The sequence below is a fragment of the Shewanella oncorhynchi genome (assembly GCF_012584455.1).
GTDB classification, from domain to species: domain Bacteria; phylum Pseudomonadota; class Gammaproteobacteria; order Enterobacterales; family Shewanellaceae; genus Shewanella; species Shewanella oncorhynchi.
Genome location: NZ_JABAEB010000001.1, coordinates 458698 through 478700 on the forward strand (window position 1 = coordinate 458698; position 20003 = coordinate 478700).

General features: G+C 45.5%; 17 protein-coding genes. 16 read left to right on the forward strand and 1 reads right to left on the reverse strand.

Annotated features, from left to right (window positions below; all coding sequences use genetic code 11):
* Window positions 1-39 precede the first annotated feature (39 nt).
* From mazG to rpoS, 11 genes are all read left to right on the forward strand, one after another.
* Window positions 40-963: a nucleoside triphosphate pyrophosphohydrolase gene (gene mazG, locus HGO26_RS01980; RefSeq protein ID WP_168822935.1), complete on the forward strand. Its 924-nt coding sequence runs from the start codon at window positions 40-42 to the stop codon at window positions 961-963.
* Window positions 964-1079: 116 nt separating this feature from the next.
* Complete coding sequence (gene pyrG / locus HGO26_RS01985; protein WP_012587102.1) at window positions 1080-2717, forward strand: CTP synthase; 1638 nt, start codon at window positions 1080-1082, stop codon at window positions 2715-2717.
* A 230-nt stretch (window positions 2718-2947) separates the two neighbouring features.
* Complete coding sequence (gene eno / locus HGO26_RS01990) at window positions 2948-4243, forward strand: phosphopyruvate hydratase (RefSeq protein ID WP_168822938.1); 1296 nt, start codon at window positions 2948-2950, stop codon at window positions 4241-4243.
* A gap of 99 nt (window positions 4244-4342) precedes the next feature.
* Window positions 4343-4642, forward strand: coding sequence for a cell division protein FtsB (gene ftsB, locus HGO26_RS01995; protein ID WP_105253074.1), 300 nt, complete (start codon window positions 4343-4345; stop codon window positions 4640-4642).
* Window positions 4643-4654: 12 nt separating this feature from the next.
* Window positions 4655-5446, forward strand: coding sequence for a 2-C-methyl-D-erythritol 4-phosphate cytidylyltransferase (gene ispD / locus HGO26_RS02000; protein WP_168822942.1), 792 nt, complete (start codon window positions 4655-4657; stop codon window positions 5444-5446).
* A gap of 37 nt (window positions 5447-5483) precedes the next feature.
* A complete protein-coding gene (gene ispF / locus HGO26_RS02005; RefSeq protein WP_168822943.1) occupies window positions 5484-5969 on the forward strand; it encodes a 2-C-methyl-D-erythritol 2,4-cyclodiphosphate synthase in 486 nt (161 codons plus the stop codon).
* A gap of 20 nt (window positions 5970-5989) precedes the next feature.
* Window positions 5990-7105, forward strand: a complete 1116-nt coding sequence (truD, locus tag HGO26_RS02010) for a tRNA pseudouridine(13) synthase TruD (RefSeq protein ID WP_168822946.1) — start codon at window positions 5990-5992, stop codon at window positions 7103-7105.
* A complete protein-coding gene (gene surE / locus HGO26_RS02015; protein WP_168822948.1) occupies window positions 7102-7851 on the forward strand; it encodes a 5'/3'-nucleotidase SurE in 750 nt (249 codons plus the stop codon). The genes truD and surE overlap by 4 nt, the downstream gene beginning before the upstream one ends.
* Window positions 7848-8483, forward strand: a complete 636-nt coding sequence (locus tag HGO26_RS02020; protein ID WP_028761363.1) for a protein-L-isoaspartate(D-aspartate) O-methyltransferase — start codon at window positions 7848-7850, stop codon at window positions 8481-8483. Before surE ends, HGO26_RS02020 begins: the two co-directional genes overlap by 4 nt.
* A 100-nt stretch (window positions 8484-8583) precedes the next feature.
* Complete coding sequence (locus tag HGO26_RS02025; protein ID WP_168822950.1) at window positions 8584-9480, forward strand: peptidoglycan DD-metalloendopeptidase family protein; 897 nt, start codon at window positions 8584-8586, stop codon at window positions 9478-9480.
* 80 nt (window positions 9481-9560) lie between these two features.
* A complete protein-coding gene (gene rpoS / locus HGO26_RS02030) occupies window positions 9561-10541 on the forward strand; it encodes an RNA polymerase sigma factor RpoS (protein WP_028761361.1) in 981 nt (326 codons plus the stop codon).
* 125 nt (window positions 10542-10666) lie between these two features.
* Here the strand turns inward: rpoS and mutS are convergent, their stop codons facing one another.
* Window positions 10667-13237: a DNA mismatch repair protein MutS gene (mutS, locus tag HGO26_RS02035; RefSeq protein WP_168822953.1), complete on the reverse strand. Its 2571-nt coding sequence runs from the start codon at window positions 13235-13237 to the stop codon at window positions 10667-10669.
* Window positions 13238-13639: 402 nt separating this feature from the next.
* Between mutS and recA the strand changes: the two genes are divergently transcribed.
* The 5 genes from recA (at window position 13640) to csrA (ending at window position 19721) form a co-directional block, all read left to right on the forward strand.
* The gene (gene recA / locus HGO26_RS02040; RefSeq protein WP_105251812.1) at window positions 13640-14707 is read left to right on the forward strand and encodes a recombinase RecA; all 1068 of its coding nucleotides are present in this window, start codon (window positions 13640-13642) and stop codon (window positions 14705-14707) included.
* Window positions 14708-14724: 17 nt separating this feature from the next.
* Window positions 14725-15195, forward strand: a complete 471-nt coding sequence (locus HGO26_RS02045) for a regulatory protein RecX (RefSeq protein WP_375539965.1) — start codon at window positions 14725-14727, stop codon at window positions 15193-15195.
* A gap of 319 nt (window positions 15196-15514) precedes the next feature.
* Window positions 15515-18139, forward strand: a complete 2625-nt coding sequence (gene alaS / locus HGO26_RS02050; protein WP_168822955.1) for an alanine--tRNA ligase — start codon at window positions 15515-15517, stop codon at window positions 18137-18139.
* A gap of 9 nt (window positions 18140-18148) precedes the next feature.
* Window positions 18149-19405, forward strand: coding sequence for an aspartate kinase (locus HGO26_RS02055; RefSeq protein WP_168822957.1), 1257 nt, complete (start codon window positions 18149-18151; stop codon window positions 19403-19405).
* A 118-nt stretch (window positions 19406-19523) separates the two neighbouring features.
* Complete coding sequence (gene csrA / locus HGO26_RS02060; RefSeq protein ID WP_006082602.1) at window positions 19524-19721, forward strand: carbon storage regulator CsrA; 198 nt, start codon at window positions 19524-19526, stop codon at window positions 19719-19721.
* Window positions 19722-20003: the final 282 nt, after the last annotated feature.

The window sequence follows — 20003 nt, forward strand, 5'->3', positions numbered from 1 at the left end:
ATTCGCCCGTTGCAGTATTTATCTTTAAAGGATATCAGCATGACTTCCCACACGGCGCCATTAACCTCATTTTCTACTGAACCTTCTATCACTGAAATGTCTACAACGGAACCTTCTACAACGGGATTTTCTATAACAGATGTTGAGCCGCTGCTTAACATTATGGAAAAACTGCGTGATCCGCACACGGGCTGTCCTTGGGACAAAGCGCAAACGTTTCAAACCATAGTGCCTTTTACTTTAGAGGAAGCCTATGAAGTTGCTGATACCATAGAGCGTTTAGCCTGGGATGAGTTACCCGATGAACTCGGGGATTTGTTATTTCAAATTGTATTCTATTGTCAGCTTGGTAAAGAGCAAGGCAAGTTTGATTTTGCTACTGTGATTGAGAAAATTAGCGACAAGTTAACCCGTCGTCATCCCCATGTGTTTGGTGAGCAAAATCCGCAAATAGGCGATAGTGCCCAAGCGATGAAAGCCAATTGGGAGGCGATTAAAGCGACTGAACGTGAGCAAAAGGCGCAGCAAGTGGCGGGTGAAACTCAAGCAGATACTCTGGTTTCAGCGTTAGACAATATTCCGCGTACCCAACCTGCGTTGTCGCGCTCAATCAAAATTCAGCAAAGGGTGGCGCGAGTCGGTTTCGATTGGGCCGAACTTGAGCCCGTGGTCGCTAAAATCCATGAAGAAATCGATGAAGTCTTGCATGAAGTGAATCAACCCGAGCAAGACCAAGCTAAAGTGCAGTCCGAAATGGGCGACTTGCTGTTTGCCGTGGTGAATCTAGCTCGCCATCTTAAGGTTGATCCAGAACAAGCGTTGCGACAAGCCAATCTTAAATTTGAACGCCGTTTTCGCGGCGTTGAACAGTTGGCTAGTGACAGCGGTAAAAGCATGGAAGAGCACACATTAATGGAGCTCGATGCCTATTGGGACCAAGTAAAAGCGACAGAGACGAGATAAACGGCAAATTATCCCGATTGGTGTTTGTCGAATCGCGCCGCCTTTGGTATACTACTGCCCCGTCCTAGTGCTTTCTTACAAGCACGTATTTTCAAACTCATTTTCTCAGGTTCAGCATGACTACAAGGTATATCTTCGTTACTGGTGGCGTTGTTTCATCACTAGGTAAAGGCATTGCAGCAGCATCATTAGCTGCAATTTTAGAGGCCCGCGGTCTCAATGTAACCATCATGAAACTGGACCCTTACATTAACGTTGATCCGGGTACCATGAGCCCAACCCAACATGGCGAAGTATTTGTTACTGAAGACGGTGCAGAAACAGATCTCGACTTGGGTCACTACGAGCGTTTCATCCGTACGAAGATGAATCGTCGTAACAACTTCACTACCGGTCGTATTTACGAAGAAGTATTACGTAAAGAACGTCGTGGCGATTATTTGGGCGCAACCATTCAGGTTATCCCACACATTACTAATGCGATTAAAGAAAAAGTATTAGCAGGTGGCGAAGGCCATGATGTGGCTATCGTCGAAATCGGCGGTACTGTGGGTGATATCGAATCCTTGCCGTTCCTAGAGTCTATCCGTCAGCTCGGTGTTGAGCTGGGTCGTGATCGTACTCTGTTCATGCATTTAACCTTAGTGCCTTTCTTAGGTGCTGCAGGCGAAGTGAAAACTAAGCCAACTCAACACTCAGTGAAAGAGCTGCGTTCTATCGGTATTGCACCAGATGTGCTGGTTTGCCGTGGTGATCGTGCGATTCCTGCGAATGAAAAAGCCAAAATTTCGCTGTTCTGTAACGTCGAAGAGCGTGCGGTTATTTCATTAAAAGATGTTGATAGTATTTATAAAATCCCAGCTTTGTTACGTTCACAAGGTTTGGATGACTTAGTGGTTAAGCGTTTCGGTTTAGAATGCCGTGAAGCGGATCTGTCTGAGTGGGAAAATGTGATTTATCAAGAAGCTAATCCAAACGGCGAAGTCGTTATTGGTATGGTGGGTAAATATATTGAACTGCCAGATGCCTATAAGTCAGTCAACGAAGCATTAAAACACGCAGGCCTTAAAAACCGCGTATCTGTGACCATCAAGTATATTGATTCACAAACCGTAGAAGCCAAAGGCGAAGAAGTCTTACAGGGCTTAGACGGTATCTTAGTACCAGGCGGTTTTGGCGAGCGTGGTGTTGAAGGTAAGATACTGGCGGCAAAATTTGCCCGTGAAAACAATCTACCGTATTTCGGTATTTGTTTAGGTATGCAAGTTGCCCTAATTGAATTTGCGCGTAATGTTGCAGGTATGGCTGATGCACATTCAACTGAATTTAATAAAGAAACACCGTTCCCAGTGGTGGGTTTGATCACTGAATGGATTGACGAAGAAGGTAATGTTGAGCAGCGCCATGAGGCGTCTGACTTAGGTGGCACTATGCGTTTAGGCGCTCAATTGTGTCATTTACTCGAGGGTTCAAAAGCGGCTCAAGCCTACAAAGGCAATAGCTGTGTAGAACGTCACCGTCACCGTTACGAAGTGAACAACAAATACAGAGAGCGTTTAGAGCAAGCCGGCATGATCTTCAGCGGTTTGTCTTCTGATCGTAAACTGGTGGAAATGATCGAATTAAAAGATCACCCATGGTTTGTTGCAGGTCAATTCCATCCTGAATTCACCTCAACGCCGCGCGATGGTCACCCATTGTTCGAAGGGTTTATTGCTGCGGCAAGTGCGCATCAAAAACGTGATCTGAAGTAAGAATATTTGAGGCCGGACCCGCGACAGTGGGGCCGGCCTTTTGTTACACTCGTCGCGACTTGAAACATAAGAATTTAATACCTCTGGGTATAAACAGCATGCGTATCCGTTGCATCTGTATGGACGCAAACCGTAAATGGAATTTGGTTATTTTCTGCGGTATGTGACTTCCATTTATTCCCATAGGTATTGGTTTTTTCTTTTATCTTTAAACTTAAATCGAGGGTGTTATGGCTAAGATTATTAACGTGATTGGTCGCGAGATTATGGATTCTCGTGGTAACCCAACTGTTGAAGCCGAAGTGCATTTAGAAGGTGGTTTTGTGGGTATGGCTGCGGCGCCTTCTGGTGCATCAACCGGTAGCCGCGAAGCGTTAGAATTACGTGATGGCGATAAGAGCCGTTATTTAGGCAAAGGCGTATTAACCGCTGTTGCTAACGTAAACGGTGTCATCCGCGTTGCATTATTAGGCAAAGATGCGACTGCACAAGCTGAGCTTGATCAAATCATGATCGACTTAGATGGCACAGAAAACAAAGACAAGTTAGGCGCAAACGCGATTCTGGCTGTGTCTTTAGCGGCTGCTAAAGCAGCAGCAGCATCTAAAGGTATTCCTTTATACGCGCATATCGCTGAATTAAACGGTACACCAGGCCAATATTCTATGCCTGTGCCTATGATGAATATCTTAAACGGTGGCGAGCACGCGGATAACAACGTTGATATCCAAGAATTCATGGTGCAACCTGTTGGCGCGAAAACTTTCCGTGAAGCACTGCGCATGGGCGCTGAAATCTTCCATACGCTGAAAAAAGTATTGCACGACAAAGGCCTAAGCACTTCTGTGGGTGACGAAGGTGGTTTTGCACCTAACTTAGCGTCAAACGCTGATGCGTTAGCCATTATCAAAGAAGCGGTTGAACTGGCTGGCTACAAGTTAGGTACTGATGTGACGTTAGCGCTGGATTGCGCTGCATCTGAATTCTACAAAGACGGCAAATACGATTTAGCGGGCGAAGGCAAAGTCTTCGACTCGAACGGTTTCTCTGATTTCTTAAAATCATTGGCTGACCAATACCCAATCGTGTCTATCGAAGACGGCTTAGACGAATCAGATTGGGATGGTTGGGCTTACCAAACTCAAATCATGGGCGACAAGATCCAATTAGTGGGCGACGATTTATTCGTTACTAACACTAAAATCTTAACCCGTGGTATTGAAAACGGTATTGCTAACTCAATCCTTATCAAGTTTAACCAAATTGGTTCATTGACTGAGACTTTAGCAGCTATTCGTATGGCGAAAGAAGCGGGTTATACCGCCGTGATTTCACATCGTAGTGGTGAAACTGAAGATTCAACCATTGCTGACTTAGCCGTGGGTACAGCTGCTGGTCAAATCAAAACTGGTTCACTGTGTCGTTCTGACCGTGTAGCTAAATACAACCAATTGCTGCGCATCGAAGAGCAATTAGGTGAAAAAGCCCCATACCGTGGTTTGAAAGAGATCAAAGGTCAGGCGTAATTTAATATTTGATGTAAAAAGGCCACCACTTGGTGGCCTTTTTTGTTGTACTATCTGCTGTATATTTTTTTAATCCAAGATACTGACGCTAATTCCTCCATGAAATTTTTTGTCATTGCACTCATAGTGCTACTCGGTGTACTGCAATTCCGTCTTTGGTCGGGAGGTAATAGTCTTCCTGAATATTTCGTCCTGCAAAAACAAATTGCCGCCCAGCAAGAAGGTAACGCCAAACTCAATGAGCGTAACCAAGTGCTGAAGGAAGAAATCATCGATCTGAAAAGTGGTACAGAAGCCATCGAAGAGCGCGCACGCAACGAACTTGGCATGGTTAAAGAAGGCGAGACTTTCTATCGCGTCGTGGGTGGTGAGCGCTCGGTATCGAGTCCATCTCAGTAATATGGAGTTAGGATGACAGAGCTAGGACATTTAGATCTTGGATTAAATGAACAATCCAATCCCGATAGTCAATCTGATCTGGTAACACAAATTGAATTGCAGCGCCAAGCTGAGCATGTCACTCAAGCTGTGGTTGCCATTGTTCCCGCCGCAGGCATAGGTAGCCGTATGGGCGTCGACAGACCTAAGCAATATCTTGAGGTGTGCGGCCAGAGTATTCTCGCTCATACCTTAGATAAGCTCTTGTCCCATCCGCACATTTCTCAAGTGATCGTCGCCTTACATTCGAACGATACTATCTTCGATACCTTGCCACAGGCCGTGCACCCCAAATTGATTACAGTAATAGGTGGCGGTGAACGCGCTGATTCTGTGTTGGCGGCGCTGCAAATTGCGCCCGAGCACAGTTGGGCCTTAGTGCATGATGCGGCAAGACCTTGTTTAACCGCGACGGATATCGACAAGTTACTCGCATCCAGAGTGCAATTCCCCCAAGGCGCTATTTTGGCTATGCCTGTGCGCGATACCATGAAGCGCGCGAATAAACAGGGTGAAATCAGTGCCACTGTATGTCGCGATAATTTATGGCATGCATTGACGCCGCAGTTATTTCCAGCGCAGCAATTAAAAAATTACCTCAATGCGGCTATGGCTGCAGGTGCGGTAGTCACAGATGAGGCTTCTGCGATGGAATGGGCGGGGATATCACCCGGACTCGTTTCGGGCCGTGCTGATAATATAAAAGTAACGCATCCCGACGATTTAGGGCTAGCCGAACTGTTTTTGATGCGTGCCGTTAAATAGTCATAATCAAAGTAAAATAATACGTTAGGAATATTAAATGAAAATCCGTATCGGCCATGGTTTCGATGTGCATAAATTTGGTGCGGCGCGGCCATTGATCCTTTGTGGCGTGGAAGTACCCTATGAAACAGGCCTAGTCGCACATTCAGATGGTGATGTGGTACTGCATGCGATTTCCGATGCCATCCTCGGTGCTTTAGCGCTCGGTGACATAGGAAAACATTTCCCCGATACCGATGCCGCCTATAAGGGTGCCGATAGCCGCGTATTGCTGCGTCATTGCTATGCTTTAGCGAGAGCGAAAGGCTTTGTGCTAGGCAATCTTGACGTCACTATCATAGCCCAAGCTCCTAAAATGGCACCGCACATAGAGGCAATGCGCCAGATATTAGCCGCCGATTTAACCGCGGAACTTGACGATATTAATGTCAAAGCGACCACGACTGAACAGCTTGGATTTACCGGGCGTAAAGAAGGTATTGCGGTAGAAGCCGTGGTACTTATGGCCCGCAAACACGATTAACTTAAGAGTAAAAAAGTCCCATGAGCGAATTACATTATCTGTATGGTAAGCCTTTAGGTACAGCAGATCTAAGAACCCAAAATAGCGATTTTATCGTGAAAGAGATTTTGCCTTTTAGCCCGACGGGTGAAGGTGAACATCATATGCTGCATGTACGCAAAGAAGGGCTAAATACAGTACAAGTCGCTGAAATGATCGCTAAGTTTGCTAAGGTGCATCCGAAGGAGGTCACCTACGCTGGGCAAAAAGATAAAAATGCCATCACAGAACAATGGTTTGGTGTGCGTATTCCAGGTAAAGAAACGCCTACTTGGAAGGAGCTCAATAGCGATCGTTTGACTATATTGTCGAGCAGCCGCCACAGCAAGAAACTGCGAATCGGTGCCTTAGTCGGTAACCGCTTTATTCTTACCCTGAGAAATGTTACCCAAGTGGAAGACATTATCAGTCGTATCGAAAAGGTCGCTCAAGTGGGCGTGCCCAATTACTTTGGTGAGCAGCGCTTTGGTCACGATGGCAAAAACTTAGTGTTTGGTCGCCAAATGATGGCGGGTAAAAAAGTGAAAGACAGAAATAAGCGCAGCATGTATTTGTCTGCCGTGCGCTCAAATCTGTTTAACACTGTGGTGTCATATCGTTTAGCCAACCATGGCACTAAGCCTTTAGCGGGTGATTGTGTGATGTTAGCGGGCAGCAAAAGCTTCTTTGTTACGCCTGAATGGGATCTCATCGTATTGAAGCGTCTGATTGAAAAAGACATTCAACTTTCTGCACCATTGTGGGGGCGCGGCATGATGTTACCCCAAGGTGAAGCTGCTGCGGTGGAAACCTTAGCCATGAGTGAGTTAGCTGACGATTGCTATGGTTTAGAGCACGCCGGATTAGAGCAAGAACGCCGTCCGTTACTGCTTGAGCCCCAAGGCCTTAAATATGAACAAACCGCTGATGGCTTAGTGCTGGAGTTTGTGTTGCCTGCGGGCAGTTTTGCCACATCCTTGTTGAGAGAGTTGGTTAATTATCAAGATGTTAAAGAGCAGCAATGGCAAGCGACATTGGTGCAGGAGCCTGCGCCTGAGGTAATTAACGCTAACGTAGTGGCTAACATTGATACTGTTAAGACTGAAGCAGAGTCATGATCCGTATCCTTGTTAGCAATGACGATGGGATTAATGCTCCAGGTATCAAAGCCTTATCTGAGGCTTTGGCTGAAATTGCGACAGTGCTGACTGTGGGGCCGGATCGAAATTGCTCTGGTGCGAGCAACTCATTAACCTTGACTAATCCATTAAGAATTAATAGGTTAGATAATGGCTATATTTCCGTTCACGGTACACCGACAGATTGCGTCCATTTGGCTATCCGAGAATTATGTGATGGCGAACCTGATATGGTGGTGTCTGGCATCAATGCGGGGGCAAATATGGGCGATGACACCTTATATTCGGGGACGGTTGCCGCCGCGATGGAAGGACGCTTTTTAGGTTTTCCTGCAATAGCGATTTCGCTTAATGGCCGTAAATTCGAACATTATCAATCGGCGGCTGTTTATGCTCGGCGGATAGTTCAAGGTTTGTTGGCCCAGCCTTTGGCAAAAGATCAGATCTTAAATGTGAATGTGCCTGACTTGCCACTTGATCAAATTAAAGGCATCAAAGTGACTCGCCTCGGCGCTCGTCATAAGGCCGAAGGCATAGTGCGAACGCAAGATCCTGCCGGACGTGAAATCTTCTGGCTTGGTCCACCGGGACAAGAGCAGGATGCCACAGAGGACACTGATTTTCATGCTATCGCCAATGGCTATGTTTCAATTACGCCCTTGACGGTTGATTTAACCGCCTACGGACAACTAACGGCATTGCAAAATTGGGTAGATAAAATATGACTCGAGTTGCCTTAACATCGGCGGTGAATTTAGCTAAAAAGCTTCAAGATGCGGGGATCCGTAATCAAGCCGTGTTAAAGGCGATATCGCATACGCCGCGAGAAATGTTTCTCGATAATGCGCTAGCCCATAAAGCCTATGAAAATACGGCTTTGCCAATTGGACAAGGGCAAACCATTTCGCAGCCTTATATTGTTGCCCGTATGAGCGAACTCTTACTGCACAAGATGCCACAGCGAGTGTTAGAAGTGGGGACGGGATCGGGCTATCAGGCAGCCATTTTGGCTCAATTGGTGCCTCAGCTTTGTACTATCGAACGGATCAAAGGTTTACAAATTCAAGCAAGACAGCGTTTAAAACGATTAGATTTGCATAATGTGTCGTTCAAATATGGTGATGGTTGGTTGGGATGGGCTAATCGTAGTCCGTTCGATGCCATTATGGTGACTGCGGCGGCGGCGACTATACCAGAAGCTTTATTGTCTCAGTTGGCTGATGGAGGGGTGTTAGTCTTACCTGTGGGAGAGGATACTCAACAATTGATGCGTATTACGCGCACTGCTGACCGCTTTAGTTCTGAAACCATTGAAACTGTTAAATTTGTACCTTTAATTAATGGAGAGTTAGCTTAACCTTGTGTTGTGCTACTGTGTTAAGCGAAGTGCTTTTTTTGCACAGAAGGCGTCATTTTCTCATCATAAACAGTAATACAACCTTACCAAGGAGTTTTTATTGTTGAATGCGGGTTTACTCTTAAACCTTTGCTTTATATTTCTGCTTGTAGGCTGTAGCTTTCAGGCCAGCAGACCCGCACCCGTCGAAAATATTTCCCATAGCTACTCTAAAAATAGCAAAGGCCACATTAAATCGAATTCATATAAAGTTAAAAAAGGTGACACTCTCTACTCTATTTCTTGGGCTGCAGGGAAAGACTTTTCTGAAATAGCTAAACTTAATCAATTAGATAACCCTTATACAATTTACCCTGGACAGATTTTATATTTAACTAATGCTAAATCTAGTAACCAATCAAAATCTACGACTTTAGATGGAAATATAACGGGTAATTCAGATGCTAACTCAGGTAAAAGTGATAAAAAACAATTAGATGATAAGGTTTATCAGTCTAATGCTAAGTCAAGTGACGATCTGAAAAAAACACTTGATCAGAAAGCTAAGCCCGCGTACCTTGTAACAAGTTCCCAACAAAGTGTTAACCAACTAATGGTTCCACCCACCTCAACACTGCCAGCCAGTGTGAGTCAGTGGCAGTGGCCAGTAAGAGGGAAGTTAATCGGAACTTATTCTGCCAATGAGCAGGGAAATAAAGGTATTAAGATCGCGGGAAATCGGGGAGATATCATCAAAGCTGCTGCAGATGGGCGGGTGGTATACGCAGGAAGTGCTCTTAGGGGTTACGGTAATTTAGTGATTATTAAACATAGTGACGATTACCTTAGTGCTTATGCTCATACGGACAAGATCTTAGTCAAAGAAAAGCAACATGTCCTCGCAGGGCAGACTGTTGCAAAAATGGGCAATACAGGTGCCAATCGGGTAATGTTACATTTTGAAATTCGTTACCATGGACAGTCTGTAAACCCACTTACTTATTTACCTAAACAATGATTGTTTGGGGCCTTGTTGGCAAATGGAGGATAGGAAATTGCACTAATTCAGCAGTTTAATTAGGTTTGGGAGATTTGATCATGAGCCGCATAAATAGCACTGCCGCAGAAGCACTAGTAGATTTTTCCGTAGAAACCGTAGACTTTGATCTTGAAAAAGAAGAAGTTGCCACCGATCTAGTCCAAGAGCTAGGAATAGAACAACAGGTCCAAGATGACCTGCAAAAAAATCTTGATGCCACTCAACTTTATCTAGGTGAGATTGGTTTTTCCCCACTGCTTAGCGCAGAAGAAGAAGTTTACTTTTCCCGTAAGGCCTTAAAAGGTTGTGCAAAATCCCGTAATCGCATGATCGAAAGTAATTTACGTCTCGTCGTAAAAATTGCACGTCGTTACAATAACCGCGGCTTAGCACTGCTCGATCTTATCGAAGAGGGTAATTTAGGTCTAATTCGTGCCGTAGAAAAGTTTGACCCAGAAAGAGGTTTTCGTTTTTCAACCTATGCGACTTGGTGGATCAGACAGACGATTGAACGCGCTATCATGAATCAAACTCGTACTATTCGTTTGCCGATTCATGTTGTTAAAGAACTCAACGTATACTTGCGCACAGCCCGCGAATTAGCACAAAAACTGGATCATGAACCTACAGCGGAAGAAATTGCTGAAAAACTGCAAGTTTCTAGCTCTGATGTGAGCCGCATGCTTAAGCTGAATGAAAAAATTACCTCTGTTGATACGCCTTTGGGGGGCGATAACGAGAAAGCATTATTAGATGTACTGGCCGATGATGATAGTGTTGGCCCTGACTATAAAGTGCAAGATGAAGACATCTCTAACTCGGTGGTGAAATGGCTTAACGAGTTGAACACAAAACAAAGAGAAGTATTAGCCCGTCGTTTTGGTTTGTTAGGTTATGAACCTTCTACGCTTGAAGATGTGGGGGCTGAAATTGGTTTAACCCGTGAACGTGTTCGTCAAATCCAAGTCGAAGCATTAAAACGCTTACGTGATTTATTGGGTTCTCAAGGTTTATCTGTTGAAGCTTTATTTAGAAACTAATATCTGTCTTCTGGTGCCTTTCAGAGAAGCTATCCAGAAAATGCACTTAGTGTGAGATCATGTCATAAAGTAAAACGCCCACTATAGAGTGGGCGTTGTTATTTTTAGGCTTTTATTTAGATCACCTAGCTCAAGCGTTTCAGTTCATAGAGCAAATCAAGCGCCTGTTTTGGCGTTAAGTTATCGGGATTAATGCTACTTAATTTAGTCAAAGCTGGATTTTCAACCGGTTCAGGTAAAGCGAGTAAGCTTTGAATGGGCGTCCTCGTTCCTTCTGGTTGGTGATCGCGACTCTCCAATTGCTGCAATTTATGTTTCGCTGCTTTAATTACTTTGTTTGGCACGCCAGCAAGCGCCGCAACTTGTAAGCCGTAGCTTTTACTGGCGGCGCCTTCTTGTACTGCATGCATAAAGGCGATGGTATCATCGTGCTCTATGGCATCAAGGTGCACATTGTAAACACCTGCCACTAAGTCAGGTAATTGAGTTAGCTCAAAATAATGGGTGGCGAATAGGGTCATAGCCCCGACTTGCTGGGCTAAATACTCTGCTGCCGACCAAGCTAGCGATAAACCATCATAGGTGGATGTTCCGCGGCCGATTTCATCCATTAACACTAAACTACTGGCAGTGGCATTGTGCAGAATGTTGGCAGTTTCAGTCATTTCTACCATAAAGGTTGAGCGGCCAGAGGCCAGATCGTCTGATGCGCCAATACGGGTAAAGATACGATCAATCGGGCCAATCAGGGCGCGATCTGCTGGAACAAAACAACCAATATGGGCCATCAGTGTAATCAAGGCGACTTGACGCATATAGGTCGATTTACCGCCCATGTTAGGTCCAGTCACAATCAACATACGTCTTTGATTATGTAAGATTACTGGGTTAGCGATAAACGGCGTTTGGCTAACACGCTCCACCACTGGATGGCGACCTGCGTCTATTTGTACGCCGATATCTTGGCTCAGCTCTGGACAAGTATAGCCTAAGGTCTCGGCACGCTCGGCAAAGTTACTCAGTACATCAAGTTCAGCCGCAGCTCTAGCAAAGGCTTGTAACTCATGCAATTTGGGCAGAATAAGATCGAACAACTGTTCCCATAACTGCTTTTCGAGTGCCAGCGCTTTACCTTGGCTCGAGAGGACTTTTTCTTCGTATTCCTTAAGTTCGGGCGTGATATAACGCTCCATATTCTTAAGTGTTTGGCGTCGTTGATAATTGAGCGGTACTTGTGAGGATTGCAGACGGCTCACTTCGATGTAATAGCCGTGTACGCGGTTATAGCCAACTTTAAGTGTATTGATGCCAGTACGTTCTTTTTCTCTGGCTTCAAGTTGTACTAAGTAATCACTCGCTCCTTCGCTCAGGCCGCGCCATTCATCTAGTTCGCTGTTGTAGCCTTCACGGATCACTCCGCCATCGCGGATAAGCATGGGAGGATTATCGACTATCGCGCGCTCAAGCAGAGCTTGCTCAGCGGGGAACTCACCTAAGTGTTGACGCAATTGAGTCGTGTGCGGCGCGCTCAGTGTACTTAAACTCTGTTGTAATTCAGGCAATAAGCCCAGTGCTTGACGTAAACGTGCAAAGTCCCTTGGACGGGCAGTGCGCAGGGCTAACCTTGCCATGATACGTTCGATATCGCCAAGTGCCTTTAACTGCTCATGCAAACCTTCGTGGGCTGCGGTATCGAGGAGTTCAGTCACCGCCTGTTGGCGCGCCTTGATTTGCTTAGGATCCCGCAGAGGCTGATGGATCCAGCGTTGTAACATACGGCTGCCCATAGGCGTTGCCGTATTATCCAATACTGCCGCTAAGGTATTATCGCGGCCACCGGCAAGGTTTTGAGTTAATTCTAAATTTCGGCGCGTTGCTGCATCGAGCACTATGCTATCGGTTTGATTGAAGCGGATAATGGCATTGATATGGGGCAGTGCCGTGCGCTGTGTGTCTTTGACATATTGCATCAAGCAACCCGCAGCCTGCAGTGATAAACGTGCATCTGCGATACCAAAACCATGTAAGTCTTTAGTTCCAAACTGGGCCAGTAGTAACTTGATACTCGTATCGTAATCAAATTCCCACTCGGGGCGACGGCGTTTGCCTTTAAAACCGTTAAGTAGACCTAGTTCACCAAAGTCTTCACTGTAGAGAATTTCAACGGGATTAGTGCGTTGCAATTCTGCTTCTAATGACTCTCGCGTGTCGAGCTCTGCAATCACAAAACGTCCGGATGAAACATCTAATGTGGCATAACCAAAACCGACTTTACCTTGATAAACCGCGGCTAACAGATTGTCTTGGCGTTCTTGTAGCAACGCTTCGTCGGTTAAGGTGCCTGGTGTGACAATTCGCACCACTTTACGTTCTACGGGCCCTTTAGATGTCGCGGGATCGCCAATCTGTTCGCAAATCGCAACTGATTGACCAATTTGAACTAATTTTGCAAGATAGCCTTCCACAGCATGGTAAGGAAGTCCCGCCATCGGAATAGGATCGCCACCACTTTTACCGCGCGCAGTGAGTGAAATGCCTAATAGCTCAGAAGCGCGTTTAGCATCGTCATAAAACAACTCGTAGAAGTCACCCATGCGATAAAACAGCAACATATCGTGATGTTCTGCTTTCATCGTCAAGTACTGACGCATCATAGGAGTATGTTTTTCTAAATCATCGGTATCAACTACATTCATTAAATCGTTATCGTCCGTTGTGACTGCCTAAAGGCGATACAGTTTGTGTGGTTAAGGGTGATTAAGCGCTATGGAAGCGGAAGACTGCTGTACAATTTTCAGCTAAAAAGACCACGCAAAATTTGTTGCGCCAATCTTAGCAATAATTTAGCGAAAATTGAGCCCTTAACGATGGATATTGATCAAAGGGAGCTATTATCTGATTTGATATTCGCTAAAACCTTGGCCATATTAAAAATCCTATCAGCTAAAAATAATTCAGTCACAGGTCTTGATACTGTATGATTGTACAGTATACTAGTCAGCAGAATTAAGACAAAAAGCGCGGCTTTTTGAATTACCCGTTTGTAAATTAAATATCACTTTTGACAGCTTAATGCTTGTCTTGATGAGGGAACAGGAATGAAGGTCGATCCAAATAAAGAGAAAGCACTTGCTGCGGTATTGATCCAAATTGAGAAACAATTTGGTAAAGGCTCCATCATGAAGCTGGGCGAAGATCGCTCTATGGATGTTGAGACCATTTCTACCGGTTCTCTGTCTCTGGACGTTGCTTTAGGTGCTGGCGGTTTGCCAATGGGTCGTATAGTTGAGATCTATGGTCCTGAATCATCAGGTAAAACAACACTGACTTTAGAAGTGATTGCCGCAGCGCAACGTGAAGGCAAAACCTGTGCCTTTATCGATGCAGAGCATGCGTTAGACCCTATTTATGCTAAAAAATTGGGCGTAGATATTGATAACCTGCTGTGTTCGCAACCGGATACTGGCGAGCAAGCGCTTGAGATTTGTGATGCTTTAACTCGTTCAGGCGCTGTTGACGTTATCGTAGTCGACTCAGTGGCGGCATTAACGCCTAAAGCTGAAATCGAAGGCGAAATTGGTGATTCTCACATGGGCCTAGCGGCGCGTATGATGAGCCAAGCCATGCGTAAACTTGCGGGTAACTTAAAGCAATCTAACACCTTACTTATCTTCATCAACCAAATCCGGATGAAGATTGGTGTGATGTTCGGTAACCCAGAAACTACAACCGGTGGTAACGCGCTGAAGTTTTATGCTTCTGTTCGTTTAGACATTCGCCGCACTGGTGCCATTAAAGACGGCGATGAAGTGGTCGGTAACGAAACTCGCGTTAAAGTGGTGAAAAACAAGGTTGCAGCGCCGTTTAAGCAGGCTGAGTTCCAAATCCTTTATGGCCAAGGTATTAACCGTACTGGTGAGTTAGTTGACTTAGGCGTAGCCCATAAGTTGATTGAAAAAGCGGGTGCTTGGTACAGCTATAAAGGTGATAAAATCGGCCAAGGTCGTGCTAATGCTGGCAAATATCTGACTGAAAACCCAGCTATTGCGGCTGAAATTGACAAGACGCTACGTGAGTTGCTTTTGAGTAATCCGAGTGCCTTGGCTGCCAAAGCTGATGATAGTACTGAGGACAATATTGATTTAGAGACAGGCGAAGTATTCTGAGTCAGTCAGCCCATCAAATTGCGGTCGCGCTGTTAGCGCGCCGCGATTATTCCCGTTTACAAATCCGCGATAAATTGCTCGAAAAAGGTTTCGAACTTAACGATATCGAACCTGTACTCGATGCTTGCGAATCTTCCGGTTTTATTAATGATGCTCGTTATGCCGAACTGTTGGTGCGAAGCCACATCAGTCGAGGCCACGGTGCAATACGCATCCGCCAAGCAATCGCACAGAAAGGCTTATCTAAAGACTGTATTGAAGCCGCTTTGGTTAATTGTGATTGTGACTGGTTTGAGCTAGCAAAAGATAAAGCCACCAAAAAATACGGCATTCCCCGTGTGACAGAAGTGAAGGGCTCTAAAGCTCGGGATCTCATCGCAAAGGAAAAGGCCAAACGAGTGCGTTTTTTAATGGGCCAAGGCTTTAGCTACGATCAAATCACTTACGCACTAGATTCAGATCCCAATGATCTCGATGAAGATTATTAAATTTGGAGCTAAGACTGTAAAAGCTCATCTAAATATCATCAATGGGTATTGTCCATTTCGTACTTCACATTAGACTCACTTGCTTAAATATTGTCCGTGCCGCGATAAACTTACGCCGTCTTTATTTGTGCTTTATCCTGTCGTTTTGCTTCTAGTGACTCTGGTGTGGGCGATTCACGCTAAAATATTAAATTCCTGATGTGTATATCACCAATCAAGACTGGTCGTCCTTCCTTAGTCTGCTTATAATGCTGGGCAAATAGAAATACGGCTAGCCTAAGGCGTAGCTGGTAATGCTTACCCAATTCAGGATGATTTCATGTATCAAACTACAGCAGAGCTCAGAAGCGCTTTCCTCGAATTTTTCCGCAGCAATGGTCATCAAGTTGTGGACAGTAGTTCATTAGTGCCAGGCAACGATCCCACACTTTTATTTACCAATGCAGGCATGAACCAGTTCAAAGACGTGTTTCTTGGCATGGACAAACGCAATTATACGCGTGCGACCACTGCTCAACGTTGTGTACGCGCTGGTGGTAAACATAACGATTTGGATAACGTTGGCTACACAGCACGTCATCACACCTTTTTCGAAATGCTAGGTAACTTCAGTTTTGGAGATTATTTCAAAGAAGAAGCGATTCGTTTGGGTTGGACTTTTTTAACTGAAACGTTAAAGCTGCCTAAGGAACGTCTGTGCGTCACTATTTATCAGACAGATGATGAAGCCTTTGAAATCTGGAATAAAAAAATTGGTGTCGCTGCCGAGAACATCATACGTATCGGTGACAATAAAGGTGCCGCCTTTGCGTCAGATAACTTCTGGCAAATGGGTGATACCGGTCCTTGTGGTCCATGTACTGAGATTTTTTATGATCATGGTGATCATATTTGGGGCGGACGTCCTGGAAGTCCGGAAGAAGATGGCGATCGTTTCATCGAAATCTGGAACATCGTTTTCATGCAGTACAACCGTCAAGCATCGGGTGAAATGTTACCTTTGCCTAAGCCCTCGGTTGATACAGGCATGGGAATTGAGCGTATTGCTGCGATTATGCAGGGCGTACATTCTAACTACGAAATCGATATTTTCCGTACTTTGATTGCTAAAGCCGCAGAGGTCATTGGTGTTAGTGACTTATCTGAAAAGTCGCTGCGAGTCATTGCCGATCATATCCGTTCATGTGCATTTTTAATTGCCGATGGCGTTATGCCGTCGAACGAAGGCCGTGGTTATGTGCTGCGCCGTATTATTCGCCGCGCAGTTCGCCATGGTAACAAGTTAGGTGCGACCGAAGCTTTCTTCTACAAGCTGGTTCCGTCTTTGATTGCGGTGATGGGCGATGCAGCAAAAGGGTTAGCTGAGACTCAAGCGATTGTTGAAAAGGCACTGAAAGCGGAAGAAGAGCAATTTGCCCGTACGCTTGAACGTGGTTTAGGTATTTTAGATACGGCCTTAAACGAGTTGAAAGGTGACACCTTAGACGGCGAAACTGTATTTAAGCTGTATGACACCTATGGCTTCCCAATGGATTTGACCGCTGATGTCTGCCGTGAGCGCAACATCATTGTCGATGAAGCCGGTTTTGAAGTCGCCATGGCTGAACAACGTAGCCGCGCACAAGCTGCCGGTAACTTTGGTGCAGATTATAACGCTGCGCTGAAAATTGATGCTGAAACTGCATTCAGTGGTTACACCGAATTAGCGGGTCAAGCTAAGGTCACCGCGATTTATCAAAATGGTGAGTCAGTGACGGCGATCAAAGCGGGTGATGAAGCCGTTGTCGTGCTCGATGTAACACCTTTCTACGCGGAATCTGGCGGTCAAGTAGGCGATAAAGGCCAATTAGTTGCGAACGGTATTGAGTTTACGGTAAACGATACGCAAAAGTATGGTCAAGCAACGGGCCATCAAGGTGTTTTGGCTACAGGTAGCTTGAGCGTTGGCCAAGTTATTGAAGCGAAAGTGGACAAAAAACTACGTCACCGTACTCAGTTAAACCATTCTGTTACGCATTTACTGCATGCCGCACTGCGTCAAGTGCTCGGTACTCATGTCTCGCAAAAAGGGTCTTTGGTTGATCCTGAGCGTTTACGTTTTGACTTCTCCCATTTCGAAGGCGTAAAAGCTGCTGAATTAAAAGAAGTTGAAGAATTAGTTAACACTCAAATTCGTCGTAACCATGAGCTGAAAACCGCTGAAATGGGCATAGATGAAGCTAAAGAGAAAGGCGCGATGGCACTCTTTGGTGAGAAATATGATTCACAAGTGCGTGTTGTGACTATGGGCGATTTCTCTATCGAATTGTGTGGCGGTACACATGTCGGTCGCACTGGCGATATCGGCTTATTTAAAATCACCTCTGAAGCGGGTATTGCTGCGGGTGTACGTCGCATCGAAGCCGTGACTGGCGCTGCTGCTATGGCTTATGTGGCGCAGCAACAAGCTGAACTGGAAGAAGCCGCTGCCTTATTGAAAGGCGATGCCAACTCAGTGGTGGCTAAGTTAAAAGTGCAGCTCGATAAGATGAAGCAACTCGAAAAAGAAATGGCGCAGCTGAAAGATAAGCTAGCGGCCGCAGCGAGTGCAGACTTAGTGGGTGATGCCGTTGTAGTTAATGGCGTTAACGTACTGATCAAAAAATTAGACGGCGTTGAGGCAAGTTCATTACGCGGCTTGCAAGATGAATTAAAACAGAAATTGAAATCGGCCATTATCGTGCTTGGTACAGCGCAGGAAGGGAAAGTTAACCTGATCGCGGGTGTGAGTAACGATCTGATCGGTAAAGTCAAAGCGGGTGAGCTCGTCGCTATGGTCGCTGCACAAGTGGGCGGTAAAGGCGGTGGTCGTCCTGATATGGCTCAAGCGGGCGGTAGCCAGCCAGAAAATCTGGATGCGGCATTGGCTCAAGTATTACCTTGGATTACTGAGCGTCTAGCTTAAGAGGTTGCTGTGCCCCAAAAACGAAAGCTTAGTGGTAGCAAGCTTTTTGTGAAAAAGTTCGGCGGCACTTCGGTGGGTTCTATTGAACGTATCGAAGCGGTCGCTGAGCAGATTACAAAGTCAGCTCACAATGGTGAGCAGCAAGTCTTAGTTTTATCAGCTATGGCGGGTGAGACGAATCGCCTGTTTGCACTTGCAGCACAAATTAATCCGCGCGCCTCGGCGCGCGAGTTAGACATGCTAGTCTCGACGGGTGAGCAAGTGAGCATTGCTTTGATGTCGATGGCGCTACAACGTCGCGGCATAAAAGCGAAATCCCTTACGGGCGATCAAGTGCAAATTCATACAAATAGTCAATTCGGCCGCGCCAGCATCGAGCGAGTTGATACTGAATATTTGCAGTCTTTGCTTGCCGATGGTGTTGTGCCGATCGTTGCTGGGTTTCAGGGCATCGATTCTCAAGGCGAAGTGACCACCTTAGGACGCGGTGGTTCAGATACCACAGCAGTAGCCTTAGCGGCAGCGTTAGAAGCCGATGAATGCCAGATTTTTACCGATGTGGCAGGGGTATTTACCACAGATCCGAATATTGATAGCAGTGCACGTCGCCTCGATGTGATTGGGTTTGATGTGATGCTCGAAATGGCAAAGCTTGGCGCTAAAGTATTGCATCCTGATTCTGTTGAATACGCCGAGCGTTTTCGCGTACCGCTGCGAGTATTGTCGAGCTTTGAAGTTGGGCAGGGGACGTTAATCCAATTTGGCGACGAGTCGGAATTAACGATTGCCTCGTTAGTCCAAGGTATTGCGATTAATAAGGCGCTGGCAACGCTGACGATCGAAGGGCTGTTTACCACCAGTGAACGCTATCAAGCGTTGTTAGGCTGTTTAACTCGATTGGAAATCGATGTGGAATTTATTTCCCCATTGAGGATCCACGAGGATGATCCTTCGGGTCGAGTCAGTTTTATGCTCGCTGAAGCTAAGGTTGATACTCTGCTTAATGAGCTCGAAGGCTTAAGCGAAAGCCTCGCACTCGGGCCATTGATTATCGAACGGCAACGTGCAAAAGTATCTTTAGTTGGCAAAGGTTTACAGGCAAAAATGGGATTATTGACTAAGATGTTAGAAGTCTTGGGTAATGAAACTATTCATGCTAAGTTACTCACGACGTCAGAGAGTAAATTATCAACCGTTATCGATGAAAGGGACTTACACAAGGCGGTTCGGGCGTTACATCACGCTTTCGAGCTAAATAAGGTGTAATTAAATAACCGTTTGAGTATTGAATACTATTAATTTGTACTAAGCTGACCTTATAATAAGCCCATCTACCGGATGAGTGCCGTGTGTAAGCTGAATTAAGAAATAAAGGAGCTATCGAATGCTGATTTTGACTCGTCGTGTTGGCGAAACACTGATGATTGGTGATGAAGTCACAGTTACAGTGCTAGGGGTAAAAGGCAATCAAGTGCGTATTGGTGTGAATGCACCAAAAGAGGTTTCTGTTCATCGCGAAGAAATCTACCAACGCATTCAATCTGAAAAATCAGGTACACCATCGGAAGGTGGTAACTTTTAGTACCTTGTTTTGGCAAGCGTACTACGGCAACAGAAGAGTCAGTTTTTTAACTGGCTTTTTTATTTTTTAGACCGAAAGATTGGCGTAAATCAATACATTGGCTTGATATAACAGCAATGTGATTAAAAACAGTTCAAATGGAATCTGTTTCGGAAAAAGGGTTTGACTTATTTTCGTCAAACAGTAATATGTGCGCCAAGAAAACGGAGAGGTGGCCGAGTGGCCGAAGGCGCTCCCCTGCTAAGGGAGTATGGGCTTTAACTCCCATCGAGGGTTCGAATC

Coding starts and splice junctions, on each gene's coding strand:
- mazG (WP_168822935.1), top strand. CDS start 40: ATGACTTCCCACACGGCGCCATTAACCTCATTTTCTACTGAACCTTCT.
- pyrG (WP_012587102.1), top strand. CDS start 1,080: ATGACTACAAGGTATATCTTCGTTACTGGTGGCGTTGTTTCATCACTA.
- eno (WP_168822938.1), top strand. CDS start 2,948: ATGGCTAAGATTATTAACGTGATTGGTCGCGAGATTATGGATTCTCGT.
- ftsB (WP_105253074.1), top strand. CDS start 4,343: ATGAAATTTTTTGTCATTGCACTCATAGTGCTACTCGGTGTACTGCAA.
- ispD (WP_168822942.1), top strand. CDS start 4,655: ATGACAGAGCTAGGACATTTAGATCTTGGATTAAATGAACAATCCAAT.
- ispF (WP_168822943.1), top strand. CDS start 5,484: ATGAAAATCCGTATCGGCCATGGTTTCGATGTGCATAAATTTGGTGCG.
- truD (WP_168822946.1), top strand. CDS start 5,990: ATGAGCGAATTACATTATCTGTATGGTAAGCCTTTAGGTACAGCAGAT.
- surE (WP_168822948.1), top strand. CDS start 7,102: ATGATCCGTATCCTTGTTAGCAATGACGATGGGATTAATGCTCCAGGT.
- HGO26_RS02020 (WP_028761363.1), top strand. CDS start 7,848: ATGACTCGAGTTGCCTTAACATCGGCGGTGAATTTAGCTAAAAAGCTT.
- rpoS (WP_028761361.1), top strand. CDS start 9,561: ATGAGCCGCATAAATAGCACTGCCGCAGAAGCACTAGTAGATTTTTCC.
- mutS (WP_168822953.1), bottom strand. CDS start 13,237: ATGAATGTAGTTGATACCGATGATTTAGAAAAACATACTCCTATGATG.
- recA (WP_105251812.1), top strand. CDS start 13,640: ATGAAGGTCGATCCAAATAAAGAGAAAGCACTTGCTGCGGTATTGATC.
- alaS (WP_168822955.1), top strand. CDS start 15,515: ATGTATCAAACTACAGCAGAGCTCAGAAGCGCTTTCCTCGAATTTTTC.
- csrA (WP_006082602.1), top strand. CDS start 19,524: ATGCTGATTTTGACTCGTCGTGTTGGCGAAACACTGATGATTGGTGAT.